Genomic DNA, 12939 nt, shown 5'->3' with positions numbered 1-12939 from the left:
CAGGGTTTTCCCTTAGGGATGTTCCAAATTCACCCTGCTTCAGGTAGTGGTAGCTAACCACTACCGACTGCAATACTCAAGATACAAGGGATGTTCAATCCTGGCCGGTCCGCACGGCACAACGCCGCAACCGAAGGCACCGCACAGCGGCGCGAGGACCGTCCGGCAGCCGCCGAGGCCGGGCCACCCTTCCTGAACCCAACGCAACTGCTGCTATCAGACCTGCTCTGGGCAGAGTTTCCCGCCCCCACCCTGAATTATATAAAACGCATATCAGACACATACCTGATTACGATTTCACATATCAGAAACCGTCAGCGATTATCACTGTCATCGCACAACACCCGCCCAGCTAAACTTCAAGGAAACCACCCGAACCCTAAAACTTCCAGCCGACTGGCATTCGAGAAAACATTGATTTAACCGCTTTTCGGCGCGAATCGTACCGCCGACAGCACTTCACTTTACAGACATAGAAATGGTTCAAATGATGCTATCCGCCAAGTCCCGCGCAGCCGGGATTGCTTTTGCCGTACTCGCCGCCTTTGGTTTTTCGTTTAAGGCGATATTCGTCAAGCTCGCCTATCAGTCCGCTCCCGTGGATGCCGTTACCCTGCTAGCGCTGCGAATGAGCATGTCGCTTCCGGTTATCCTGCTGATGGCCATCCCGATCCTACGCCAGGGCCCAGCGCTGACGCGGAAGGATTACGGCTGGCTGTTCCTGCTGGGTGTAGTGGGCTATTACGGGTCCAGCATGCTGGATTTTATGGGGTTGCAGTATATCTCCGCCGGTCTGGAGCGGCTGATCCTGTTTACCTACCCAATGCTGACCATCCTGATTGGGGTGGCTTTTCTGGGGAAAAAGTTTGAGAAGAAGGTGCTGCTGGCGATGGCGCTCGCCTACGCCGGGATACTCTTCGCGTTTATGCACGATGTCAGCGTTTCAGCCGAGATGAGTACGGTGATCGTCGGCGGCCTGCTGGTGTTCGGCTGTGCGGTGCTGTATGCCGGCTACAGCGCCGGTTCGGAAGCGGCAATCGGGCGCCTTGGCGCGATGAAGTTTTCCGTGCTGGCGCTACTGGTGTCCACGATGGCCACGCTGGTGCACTTCCTGCTTACACATCGTCTGACGACGCTGAATTTGCCTCTGCCGGTCTACGGCTGGTGTCTGGCGATGGCCCTGTTCTCAACGGTGCTGCCGATTTTCTGGCAGTCCGCCGCCGTTTTCCGTATCGGTGCCGCCAGGGCGGTGATGATTGGCCTGCTTGGCCCGGTGCTGACTATTTTCTTTAGCTGGTGGCTGCTGAAGGAACCGATCTCGCTGGAGCAGATGCTGGGAACGGGACTGGTGATTTGCGGCCTGCTGGTGGTGATCCGCCGTTAAATGAAAAACCGGCTGCCCGGCAGACTCAACTCTGTCGGATAGACTGTTCTTGCGATATCTCTGACCGTGCCCCTGACGGTCAGAGATATCGGGCGATCAGCGGTACTTCGGTTTCATCCAAACCGTGCCCTGCTCGTGGCTGTCCACGACCGCATCGACAAACGCCACGCCCTTCAGCCCGTCATAAATCTGCGGCACCGCCGCACCTGCCAGACCCGGTTCCTGCCCGGCATCACGCGCCCTCAGCGCATCGGCGAACCCGCTGTAGAGGTTCGAAAATGCCTCGATGTAGCCCTCGGGATGGCCCGGCGGCGTGCGGGTGCGTGAACGGGTCAACGTAGCCAGATCGTCGCGCCCGCGTTTAATGACCTGGCTGTTACCCTCCAGCGGGGTATAAAGCAGTTCGTTCGGCTGCTCCTGCGCCCACATCAGGCTACCGGTTTCGCCAAAAACGCGCAGCCGCAGCGCGTTGGCGCAGCCAATCGCCACCTGCGACGACCACAGCATCCCCCTTGCACCGCCCTCATAGCGGATCAGCACGTGGGCGTTATCGTCCAGCGCACGTCCCTCAACGAAGGTTGCCAGATCGGCCATCACGCTTTCGGCCTTCAGCCCGGTCACATAGCCCGCCAGATGGTAGGCATGGGTGCCAATATCGCCCACCGAACCACCCCGGCCGTTTTTCTTCGGATCGACGCGCCAGGCGGCCTGCTGATTGTTTTTCTGCTCCACGCCGGTCGCCATCCACTCCAGCGGATATTCCACCTGCACCGTGCGCACCTGACCGATCAGCCCGGCGGCAATACGCTGCCGCGCCTCGGCAATTAGCGGATAGCCCGCGTAGGTATAGGTGACGCCGAGGAAGCCGCCGGTGCGCTGCACCACTTCGGCCAGCAGCTCCGCATCCTCCAGCGTGCTGGTCAGCGGTTTTTCGCAAATCACATCGATCCCCGCCTCCAGGCAGGCGCGCGACACGGGGTAGTGGGTGAAATTGGGCGTGCAGATAGCAATCACATCCACGCCGTCTTCACGCGCGGATTCGGCCGCGATCATCGCCGTAAAATCGTCATAGGAACGATCGGCGGCGATAAAGTTTTCCGCCGCAAAGGCATGACCGCGCGCGGCGTTAATATCGAAGGCCCCGGCAACCAGCTCATACTGATTATCCAGCCGGGCCGCAAAGCGGTGGATACCGCCGATGTAGGCACCCTCGCCGCCGCCGACCATGCCCAGGCGGATGCGGCGTCCCTTCAGTGGTGTTTTTTTCATGATGGTCAGAGCCCCAAAATTTTACGGTTAAGCGCCGGGTCGGCCCAGGATTTACAGAAGTCATCAAAGGATTTATCGGTCACGCGGATGATATGGTCGCTGATAAATTTCGCCCCCTCCCACGCGCCGTCTTCGGGATTTTTAAAGCAGCATTCCCACTCCAGCACCGCCCAGCCGTCAAAGCCGTAGCCCGTCAGTTTGGAGAAGATCGCGGAAAAGTCGATTTGCCCGTCGCCCGGCGAGCGGAAGCGCCCGGCACGACTGCTCCAGGGCTGATAGCCGCCCCACGCTCCGCTTTTACCGTTGGGGAGGAACTCGGCATCCTTCACGTGGAAGGCTTTAATCCGCTCGTGGTAGTGATCGATAAACGCCAGGTAATTCATGCCCTGCAGCACCAGATGGCTGGGGTCATACATCATATTGCAGCGGGGATGGTGGCCGGTTTTTTCCAGAAAGCGCTCGAAGGTCAGGCCGTCGTGCAGATCTTCGGTGGCATGAATCTCATAGCAGACATCCACGCCCTGTTCGTCAAACGCGTTGAGGATCGGCAGCCAGCGGCGCGTCAGCTCGTCAAATCCTTCCTCGATTAACCCTTCCGGCCACTGCGGATAGGGATACAAATACGGCCACAGCAGGGTACCGGAAAACGTCACGTGCTTGCTCAAGCCAAAACGGCGGGAGGCCTTTGCCGCCAGATGTAGCTGTTCGGTCGCCCAGCGCTGCCGTTCCTGCGGATTATTGCGCACCGCTTCCGGCGCAAAGCTGTCGGCGGGCAGATTAAATGCCGGATGCAGCGCCACCAGCTGCCCCTGTAAATGGCTGGCTAAATCGGTGAGCGTCAGGTCGTGTTCGGCAAGCATGCCGAGGATCTCATCGGCGTAGGTCTGGCTTTCCGCCGCGCGCGCCAGGTCGATCAGCCGCGTGTCCCAGGTGGGGATTTCCACGCCCTTAAATCCTTTCTCCGCCGCCCATGCCGCCATACCGGCCAGCGTATTGTAAGGTGCGCTGTCTCCGGCAAACTGCGCCAGGAATACACCAGGACCTTTAATCGTCTTCATTGTGGCTCCTGTAGAAAAAGGCACCTGCGGCAAACACAGGTGCAAATAACCCCACTAGAAAGGTATTACTTCGTCATAAACTGCTGATAGTTCTGCGGCGTAACCTGCTGGAAGGGGATGAATTTAATGTCCTCAACCTTGCCGCCTTTCGCGGCTGTCTCGGCCATGTCTACCGCGCCGTAGGCCTGCGATTTGGCATCCTGGAACACCGTGACGGTCAGCAGGCCGGTTTTAATCGCCTGCAACCCGTTCGGACCGCCGTCGGTGCCGCCGACCAGAATGTCCTTGCCGGGCTTCAGGCCGTTGCTCTTGATGGCCATTGCTGCACCGATCGCCATTTCATCGGCGTTCGCGGACAGAATGTCGATTTTGTCGCCGGCGAGGATCCAGTTGTTCATCAGGTTCATGCCATCTTCACGCATCCATTTAGCGGTATCTTCCAGCGTCACGTGCATATTGGGATGTTTGGCGATCACCTCTTTTGCGCCCTGCGTTCTGAAGCGGGTGGCATCGTTGCTCAGCAGCCCTTTCATAATCGCCACGTTGACGCTTTTCCGATCCTTCACCTTCTCCGCCAGGTACTCCATTTGCAGCCTGCCGGCCTCGACTTCATCACTGCCGATATAGCTGACCCCGTCACCCATTTTCGAATCCGACGGCATACGGTTGAGATAAATCAGCGGAACTTTGGCCTTCCTGGCGGCCTCGCTCATATTTTTGGTGCCCTGGGTATCCACCGGGTTGACGATAATCACGTCCACCTTACCGTTGATAAAATTCTGTACCTGGCTCAGCTGCTTATCGACCGCGCCCTGCGCATCTTCAAACTGCACTTTCATATCGGGATAGGTTTTACTTTGGTCCAGCACGTATCCCCGCAGGCGGGACAGAAAGACATCATCCATTTGTGCGATGCTGACGCCCACCTGAACGGCAAAAGCAGCCGGACTGAGCGTAATAAGGGTCAGACAGAGTAAGAGGGATTTTTTCATTATTGCCTTCCACATTAATGGGTTAATCGGCGTTCACCGACTACGAAGGTTTATTATCAACTGCCGTTATCTAAAAATGGCCCCGCCTGTCAACAGGACTTCGCACCATTTTTTCCAATAATAAGATCGGAGCAATAAAAATTGCAATGCGTGAAATTTGAGCGCATTTCATGAATGAAACGGACGCTAAGCGCTTTCAATTCATCATGTTAATGTTTTGTTAACTAGCGAAATGGGGTTTTCACCCGCCTGGCAGAATCATTTTCTTAGAGGGTAATCACATTAATTAAGGGGAAATGAACTGATATCGTTACGGGTTCCACATTTCTCATTCCGTTGCTACCCTGTGAACGTTAATTAACTGTTATTGAGGCAAGGGATGAAAGTGGTCACTGAACAGGCTGATGCAGAGTTTATGCAGGCATTTTTTGAAAACGAGGCCGGGAGCCAACACGATGAGCGACGTGCCGCGAAAATCCAACAGGCACTGACCACCGCCGTCGGGCAGAAAAACCGCGAGTCGACGCTAGTCTGGCAGCACGCCATCACCTTCCTGGCGCTGTTTGTTTTTCTTTATGCCGCGCTGGGTGCTTCGCTGACGCTGGATCTCTCCGCCGGGAATGCCAGCCACGGCCATAAAAGCATTGAATATGCGCTGGAAGCCATTCCGGTACTGATCGCTTTTTCGGGCTACTTTATCGCTATTCTGTACCTGTTCCACTGTAAAACCAGCGCCCGCCGATCGGAAAGTTGGGATCGGGCGATCCGCGCGCTGGAAGCGCAGGATCCCGGCAGCCTGTTTACCGCCGTTAACGCCCGCAGCTCAGGTGCCAGCGACTATTCCAGCCCGGCGATTGCTACCGCTCTGGCGCTGTTTATCGGCCTGACCTGGCTGGTTATTTATAACTACCTCACCTTCACCACCAGCGGCGTAATGGGCAGCGTGATCTCGCTGTTTATCAGCACCATGACCTATGTGATCCTTGATATCCAGCTGCTGAAACCGACGCATAACCATGCCGCCCCTGCTGAGCCGGAGAAAGAGGAAGAGAAAGAGAAAGCGGAAGAAACCCGGACCCCGCCGGAACAGGACTGAGTCAGAAGTCAGCACGGATACGAACACTGTTATCGGCACTGGCACTGGCACTGATTTTGACGCAACGGGTGGCAATGCAGCAGCATTTTCACCCGCTTTGTCCCATACTGACTGCTGTCACCGCTGAAACCGGCCAGACTTGTCAACGCCCCTGAAACGGGCCACCGCAGGAGATGTTATGAAAATTTTGATCCCCGCTGTTCTACTTTTCGCCGCTGCATCAGCCAGCGCCGCGGACGACCAGCAAACCGAAGCTACCTACATCAATCATCTGTGCAGCGTTGCGGTAGAAAAACCCGATGCCTCTGCCGATTTCTTCCTGCAAAAAATTAAAGAGCTGAGTATGCGCGGTGAGTCGCCGTCGGCGCTGAATAAGGATGAGTTCGATCAGGAGACTGCAGAAGAGGTCGTCAATAGCTGGCAGTCGCTGTCGCCGGAACAGCGTAAACAGGTGAAATCAACCGAAGGCTGCCAGCAGCTGATGGCCAGCGAGTTCCAGCAGTCGGATTAACGGTCGACACGGCAGAAATCACGGGCCGCGGGCTTTCCACCCGGCGGCCTGTTATTAACACATCCCCACACAAAAACTCATGACGGGGATTTCGCCATTGCTGACGCCCTCCCTGCCGGCGTTTAACCCCTGACCGCCACCGGCCCTGTCATGGCCTTCTGAACAGCACAAAACTGCGCCCCGCCAGTTCGAAGTCCTCTTCCTGCGTAATCACCTGCCCCTGCTGCTGCGGATCGGCGGTGTTCAGCTCCAGTACCCAGCCGCCTTCGCCAATTTGCGGAATGCGGAACGGCACGCTGCCCTCAAACGGGTTGAACAGCATCAACACATCGTGCCAGATCCCTTCCTGCTGTTGCAGATCGGGCCGCGTCAGGTACAACCCGATCGTCGTGCCTTCATCCCACTGCTCCGACTGCTGCGGGCCGCCGCCGGCGTTAAACCACTGGATCACCATGCCGTCGCGCCAGTTCTCTCGGCGCAGCAGCGGCTGGCTGGCCCGCAGCGTAATCAGGCGGCGGGTAAATTCACGCAGCGCTCCGGCGCTTTCCGGCAGGTTTTCCCAGTGTATCCACGAGATCTCGCTGTCCTGACAGTAGCCATTATTGTTGCCCAGCTGGCTGCGGCCAAATTCATCCCCGGCCAGCAGCATCGGCGTACCGTGGGAAAACAGCAGCGTGGTGAGGAAATTACGCTTCTGGCACTCGCGCACGGTGTTGATCCCCGCGTCGTCCGTCGGGCCTTCCGCGCCGTAGTTGCAGGAGCGGTTATCGTTATGGCCGTCGTTATTCCCTTCGCCGTTGGCCTCGTTGTGCTTCTCGTTGTACGACACCAGGTCGTTCAGCGTGAAGCCATCGTGTGCGGTGATAAAGTTAACGCTTGCCGACGGGCGGCGGCCGCGCAAATCGTACAGATCGCCGGAACCCAGCAGGCGGGCGGCAAAATCGGTGGTGACGTTTTCGCCCTTCCAGTACTCGCGCACCGTGTCGCGATATTTATCGTTCCATTCGCCCCAGCCCGGCGGAAAGCCGCCTACCTGATAGCCGCCCGGCCCGATATCCCAGGGCTCGCCGATCAGCTTGAGTTTCGCCAGCAGCGGATCCTGCATGACCGCATCAAAAAAGCCGCCGCGCTGATCGAAGCCTTCCGGCTCGCGCCCCAGAATGGTACCCAGGTCGAAACGAAAACCATCAATATGCATCGCTTCCGCCCAGTAGCGCAGTGAATCCATCACCATTTGCAGCACGCGGGGATGTGAGGTATTCACCGTGTTTCCGGTGCCGGTATCGTTGATGTAATAACGGTGCTGGTCCGGCAGGGTGCGATAGTAGGAGAAGTTATCAATGCCCTTAAAGGACAGCGTTGGCCCCTGCTCGTTACCCTCCGCTGTGTGGTTGTAGACCACATCCAGAATCACTTCGATACCGGCGTCGTGATACGCCCGCACCATCTCGCGGAAGCCCTGAATGCCCCGGGGGCCGTAATAACGGGTGGCGGGCACGAAGAAGCCGAGCGAATTGTAGCCCCAGAAATTTTTCAGCCCTTTATCCAGCAGATGCTGGTCGTCGGGGAACCAGTGTACCGGCAGCAGTTCAACCGAGGTGATGCCCAGGCTCTTGATGTAGTCAACCGACGCCTGATGGCCCATCCCCTCAAACGTACCGCGCAGCTCGGGCGGAATGGCCGGATTCAGCTGGGTAAAGCCTTTGACGTGGGTTTCATACACCACCGCGTTCGGCCAGGGGACCGACGGGCGTCGGTGATCCTGCCAGTCAAACTCATTGATATCGATCACCCGGCATTTTGGAGTGAAAGGTGCGCTGTCGCGGGTATCGAAGCTTAAATCCTTCTCTTCATGCCCCAGCTGGTAGGCAAAATGGGCGTCGTTCCAGGCGATATCACCGGCCAGCTCGCGGGCATAAGGGTCGATAAGCAGCTTATGCGGGTTGAAGCGGTGGCCGTTTTCCGGATCGTACGGGCCGTGAACGCGATAGCCGTACAGCGCACCGGGCCTGAGGCCGGGGACGTAGCCGTGCCAGACCTCATTGGTGTATTCCGGCAGCGTCAGCCGGGCAATTTCATGCTGCCCGCTGTCGTCATACAGGCAAAGCTCAACCCGCTCCGCGTGGGCGGAGAAGATGGCGAAGTTAACCCCTTCGCCGTCGTAATTTGCCCCAAGTGCGTAACCGTATCCTGCCCTGATTTCAAATCGTTGTTCGTTGGACATTGTTTTCCCTTAATCCCTGAATCATGGTGTCAGCAACACATCAGACGGCAACCAGCACGACCGCCCGGCCGGGCAGCGCGGAAAGCTCCAGCCTGTCTCCGGCGGCATAGTCTTTACCGCTGAACAGTTCGCGGTAGCGCTTTCCGGCAAGCCGCGCCGGTAACGCCACGGCCGTTTCCTGCCACAGTTCAGCCGCGGCATCGGCCAGCGGTTTATCCGAGACGTTGAAGACCAGACGCGGCGCAATAACGATCGCCGCGTGCTGGTCGTCCGCGCGGGCAAAGGCAATCACGTTATCCGCGTGATGACCAACGGCCTGAAGCGGCAGATACGCACCCCGTCGGAACAGCGCCGGGGCGCGCTGGCGCAGCCCGAGCAGCGCGGCGGTGACGTGCTGGTTAACCCGACCGCTCCGCCAGTGCTCATCGGCGCTGAACGGCTCCGGCTCGACCAGTTGCTGTGCCAGCAGAGCAAAGTCCGGCTCGCGGCGGTTGTCCGGGTCCACCAGGCTGAAATTGAGCGCCTCGCTGCCCTGATAGATGTCCGGCACCCCCGGCGCGGTCAGCTTGATCGCCGTCTGCGTCAGGCTGTTGATCAATCCGCCCCGGATAAACGGCTGCAGCGTCTGATGGAAATCCGTCAGGAAGCGGGCGTTCTCCGGCGAGAATAAATGGCGGGCATAGTCGAGTACCGCCGTTTCATAGGCTTCATTGGTGTCCACCCAGTCGGTACGCAGCTTGGCTTCCCGCAGCGCTTTTTCAACAAAGCCCAGGAAACGCGCCTCCAGCGATGCCAGCGCGGCGGCATCGGGGATCTGACGGGATGCCGGCCACACGCCGGCCAGCGCCTGATAGAGCATCCAGGTATCGGCGGCTTTGGGCGCGGTGCCGTCGTTAAGAAACTTCACGTGGGTCTGGTTCATCTGCCGCCAGCGGGCAAAACCGTCGCGCCAGATATCCGGTGCTTCGGTCAGCGTATAGAGCCGGGCGCGGGCGTCCTCTCCGCGCTTGGTATCATGCGTCGAGGTTCCCGAGAGCGCGTCGGGCTGCTGCGCCAGGCGGAGATGCATCTCCCTGTGGAAGCGCGTCAGTGAAAAAGCGCGTTTAACCGGCTCGGCGCCGACTTCATTCAGCGCCAGGCCCATGTTCTGGCGGAAGAACAGCGTATCCTCGACCGATTTCGCCATCAGCGGCCCGGTCAGCTGCTGGAAGCGGGTGCGGAATTCGGCGGCATCATCATAGGCCGCAGCGGTCAGCCCGCCGGTCAGAATGCAGACCACAAAGTCCAGTGCCGCGCTTTCCGGCGGCTCCGGCCGGTTTTTGACCTTCTCCGCCACGCGTTCCAGCAGGCTGATATCCGCTTCAGACATGCCCGCCGCCGTGCCGTAGGTGCGATAGGTCGGGAAAGCCAGCAGCAGTTCGCGCAGCGCATCGCGCACGCTGCTTTTTTCCAGCGCCACCCGCGTGGTTTGCGCTATCTTCATTGCCAGCCTGAACAGGCGGGAAAACTCACCGGCAAAATTGCGATCGACCATCAGAATCCTGGCTTCCCGCAGCTCGGCGCGCATATCCACCTCGCTTCCCACCGCCTCGTGCCAGACGTGGCGCAAACGGTCAATGTTCTCATCATCCACCAGCACTTCGGACAGCGCGGCGATAAATTCATAGCCGGTGGTGCCGGATACCGGCCAGTCCGGCGGCAGCTGTTCATCCTGCGAGAGAATTTTCTCCACGGTGATATAGCAATCCGGCCCCGCTTCCTGGCGCAGCCGCTCCAGATAGCTTTTCGGATCGGCCAGACCGTCCACGTGATCCACCCGCAGGCCGTCGACCAGCCCGCTTCTGACCAGCTCAAGAATCAGTCGATGGCAATCGTCAAACACCGCGTGGTCCTCAACCCGCACGCCCACCAGGCCGGTCACCTCAAAGAAGCGGCGGTAAGAGAGTTCAGTGGGCGCGTCCCGCCACGACATCAGCCGCCAGGACTGGCGCTCGTGCAGTTCGGCGATGTCCCCGGGATCGGTCAGCGCCAGCACCGCCGCGCGATTACCCGCCCAGCTATCCGGATTAAGCGGGTAATAACTGTCGTAATAAACCAGCGCGGGATCGCCGCTATGCATATCGGCCTGTACGCTAATCTCGCCGTTTTCCAGCGCCGTCTCGAAGGTATCGCCGAGGAACGGCAGCGTCAGGCGCTGCGAGCCATCGATATCAAAATAGCGGGCATAGTGACTCTGCCGGCCATATTTGATCACGCTTCGCCACCAGGCGTTTTCCAGCGAGCTGGCCATATGGTTGGGTACGATATCGAGGATCAGCCCCAGCCCGGCCGCTTTCAGCGCGTGGGCCAGCTGTTCAAAGCCTTCACGCCCGCCGATTGAGGGTTCAATTTCATTGAAGTCGGTGATGTCGTAGCCGTGGGTGGAGCCGGTGGTCGCGGTAAACACCGGCGAGGCGTAAAGATGGCTGATGCCAAGGTGCTTCAGGTAAGGAATGAGTTTAACGGCGCGATCGAAGGTCATGCCGTTGCGGAACTGAATGCGGTAGGTGGAAAGTGGGATCATTGCGCGGCCCCCTCTGCAAGCCGGACGATCATCGCGTTCTGTCCCAGCCGGTCGGCTTCAGCAGGCCAGGCAAACAGGGTTTTACCCGGCAGCTCGGGCAGCGACAGCGCGTTCTCGCTGAGATTCAGCGCCAGCGACAGCGTTCCCGCCGGGAAGCGCCAGCGAACGGCCACCACGCCCGGTGCCGTCACCAGGATCTCTCCGGCCCCGAGCGCGCCACCGGCGATCAGCGGCACGATATGCTGCTGGCGCAGCAGCAGAAGCTGACGCACCAGCGTCAGCCAGGCCTTGCCCTCTTCCCCGTGGCGTTTTTCCCAGTCGAGCTTCGAACGCTGGAATGTTTCCACGGCGTTAGGGTCCGGCACGCTTTCGCTGCTGTACCCGGCGTGGCCGTCAAACTCCTTCGCCCGCCCTTCCCGCACCGCACGGGCCAGATCGCCGTGGAAATCGGTGAAGAACAGGAACGGACGGCTTTCACCATACTCTTCCCCCATAAACAGCAGCGGAATATGCGGCGACAACAGCAGGGTGGTGAGCAGGATGCGGGTTCGGTCGGCCCCGGCCAGCGATATCAGACGCTCGCCCTGGGCGCGGTTCCCGGCCTGGTCGTGATTCTGTATAAAGTCGACAAACGCCGTCGGCGGCTGCCCGGTACTGTCGACCCCGCGCGGCTCGCCGCTCTGAACGGACACCTCGCCCTGATAAGCAAAGCCCTCCGCCAGCGCACGGGCCAGCCATTTTTCCGGCTGCTGAGCAAAATCGCGGTAGTAGGCCTGGGTTTCCCCGGTCGCAAGAACGTGGGCGGCATTATGAAAGTCATCGTTCCATTCCGCGGTAAACAGCGGCGCGGAGCCGTCTTCGGCCCGTGGATGCAGGAAAGTCACATTGCGGCTGTCTTCGGTGGTGAGGTGGATCGGGCGGTCGGTAATGTCGCTGCGGATACGCTCGGCGATCTCCACCAGCACATGCGTGGCGGAGTCGTCTTTTATCTGGTCGATGGCATCGAATCGCAGCCCGTCCAGGCGGTACTCCGTCAGCCAGTAGAGCGGTGCCTCCACGATATAGCGGCGCACAGCGTCAATGTCGCAGGCGATACCGTTGCCCCACGGTGTGGTGCGCTGCGGATCGAAAAAATCCGGCGACAGCGTCGGCAGGTAGTTACCTTCCGGGCCAAAGTGGTTGAGCACGATATCCAGCACCACCGACAGGCCGTAACCGTGGGCAGCGTCAATAAAGGCTTTAAATTCGTCCGGCGTCCCGTAGGCAGCGTGCGGCGCGTAAAACAACACGCCGTCATAGCCCCAGCCGCGATCGCCGCCGAACTGCGCCACCGGCATCACCTCGATCAGCGTGATGCCCAGCTCGGCAAGATAAGGCAACTTTTCGATGGCCGCGCTGAACGTGCCTTCCGGTGTGAAAGTGCCGATATGCAGTTCATACACCACGGCGTTTTCCCACGGCACGCCGCGCCATTCCGCGTGCTGCCAGCGGAAACTCGTCGGGTCGACCACCCGTGACGGTCCGTTAACCCCGTCCCGTTGTGCTCTGGAGGCCGGATCCGGCACTGTGCTGCCGTCACTCAGCACGAAGCGGTATTCGGCACCGGGGTCAACCCCCTCAACCTTGAGCTCAAACCAGCCGTCACCGACCGGATCCATCGGCCGATCGGCACCGGCCAGGCGCAGCATGACGTGCTGCTGGCCCGTTGCCCACAGGCGAAAGCGGACCACGCCAGCGGCGACGTATTCCGCTCCCCAACTGCGCAAAACAGATTTTCCATTCATTCTTTAGCCCCGTTTAACCCGTTAATTCCGTGAGTAACATCAACCCGGGCTGTTAAGG

Annotated in this window: 9 protein-coding genes; 3 read left to right on the top strand and 6 right to left on the bottom strand. The window is 59.2% G+C overall.

Translation table 11 applies throughout. The features are described from left to right. Positions 1–487 precede the first annotated feature (487 nt). The gene (locus EC836_RS13655; protein WP_123333984.1) at positions 488–1384 is read left to right on the top strand and encodes a DMT family transporter; all 897 of its coding nucleotides are present in this window, start codon (positions 488–490) and stop codon (positions 1382–1384) included. 96 nt (positions 1385–1480) lie between these two features. On the opposite strand, the gene EC836_RS13650 is transcribed toward EC836_RS13655, so the two are convergent. From EC836_RS13650 to EC836_RS13640, 3 genes are all read right to left on the bottom strand, one after another. Continuing rightward, on the bottom strand, positions 1481–2653 hold the full coding sequence (locus tag EC836_RS13650; protein ID WP_199735154.1) for a Gfo/Idh/MocA family protein: 1173 nt from the start codon (positions 2651–2653) through the stop codon (positions 1481–1483). Between the two features lie 5 nt (positions 2654–2658). Next, a complete protein-coding gene (locus EC836_RS13645) occupies positions 2659–3711 on the bottom strand; it encodes a sugar phosphate isomerase/epimerase (protein WP_123333918.1) in 1053 nt (350 codons plus the stop codon). 65 nt (positions 3712–3776) lie between these two features. Then, positions 3777–4703, bottom strand: a complete 927-nt coding sequence (locus EC836_RS13640; RefSeq protein ID WP_123333916.1) for a substrate-binding domain-containing protein — start codon at positions 4701–4703, stop codon at positions 3777–3779. A gap of 379 nt (positions 4704–5082) precedes the next feature. Here EC836_RS13640 and EC836_RS13635 point away from each other — a divergent pair, with 379 nt between their 5' ends. Both EC836_RS13635 and EC836_RS13630 read left to right on the top strand, forming a co-directional pair. Further along, positions 5083–5799: a hypothetical protein gene (locus EC836_RS13635; protein WP_123333914.1), complete on the top strand. Its 717-nt coding sequence runs from the start codon at positions 5083–5085 to the stop codon at positions 5797–5799. Positions 5800–5977: 178 nt separating this feature from the next. Then, complete coding sequence (locus EC836_RS13630) at positions 5978–6310, top strand: hypothetical protein (protein ID WP_123333912.1); 333 nt, start codon at positions 5978–5980, stop codon at positions 6308–6310. 148 nt (positions 6311–6458) lie between these two features. Here EC836_RS13630 and glgX read toward each other — a convergent pair whose 3' ends face one another. Genes glgX through treZ form a run of 3 tightly spaced genes read right to left on the bottom strand, consistent with a single transcriptional unit; the run spans position 6459 to position 12881 of the window. Then, entirely contained in the window at positions 6459–8534 is a 2076-nt protein-coding gene (gene glgX / locus EC836_RS13625) for a glycogen debranching protein GlgX (RefSeq protein WP_123333910.1), read from the bottom strand. A 40-nt stretch (positions 8535–8574) separates the two neighbouring features. Continuing rightward, positions 8575–11097 (bottom strand): malto-oligosyltrehalose synthase, encoded by a 2523-nt coding sequence (gene treY, locus EC836_RS13620; protein WP_123333908.1) that lies wholly within the window; start codon positions 11095–11097, stop codon positions 8575–8577. Then, entirely contained in the window at positions 11094–12881 is a 1788-nt protein-coding gene (gene treZ, locus EC836_RS13615; protein WP_123333906.1) for a malto-oligosyltrehalose trehalohydrolase, read from the bottom strand. The genes treY and treZ overlap by 4 nt, the downstream gene beginning before the upstream one ends. Positions 12882–12939 lie beyond the last annotated feature (58 nt).

The sequence above is a fragment of the Erwinia sp. JUb26 genome, assembly GCF_003751505.1.
GTDB lineage: Bacteria > Pseudomonadota > Gammaproteobacteria > Enterobacterales > Enterobacteriaceae > Erwinia.
This window is presented reverse-complemented; position numbering and strand designations above follow the sequence as displayed.

What these genes read in the sequence shown, in the direction of transcription:
- EC836_RS13655 (WP_123333984.1), top strand. Translation starts at nt 488, where the DNA reads ATGATGCTATCCGCCAAGTCCCGCGCAGCCGGGATTGCTTTTGCCGTA.
- EC836_RS13650 (WP_199735154.1), bottom strand. Translation starts at nt 2,653, where the DNA reads ATGAAAAAAACACCACTGAAGGGACGCCGCATCCGCCTGGGCATGGTC.
- EC836_RS13645 (WP_123333918.1), bottom strand. Translation starts at nt 3,711, where the DNA reads ATGAAGACGATTAAAGGTCCTGGTGTATTCCTGGCGCAGTTTGCCGGA.
- EC836_RS13640 (WP_123333916.1), bottom strand. Translation starts at nt 4,703, where the DNA reads ATGAAAAAATCCCTCTTACTCTGTCTGACCCTTATTACGCTCAGTCCG.
- EC836_RS13635 (WP_123333914.1), top strand. Translation starts at nt 5,083, where the DNA reads ATGAAAGTGGTCACTGAACAGGCTGATGCAGAGTTTATGCAGGCATTT.
- EC836_RS13630 (WP_123333912.1), top strand. Translation starts at nt 5,978, where the DNA reads ATGAAAATTTTGATCCCCGCTGTTCTACTTTTCGCCGCTGCATCAGCC.
- glgX (WP_123333910.1), bottom strand. Translation starts at nt 8,534, where the DNA reads ATGTCCAACGAACAACGATTTGAAATCAGGGCAGGATACGGTTACGCA.
- treY (WP_123333908.1), bottom strand. Translation starts at nt 11,097, where the DNA reads ATGATCCCACTTTCCACCTACCGCATTCAGTTCCGCAACGGCATGACC.
- treZ (WP_123333906.1), bottom strand. Translation starts at nt 12,881, where the DNA reads ATGAATGGAAAATCTGTTTTGCGCAGTTGGGGAGCGGAATACGTCGCC.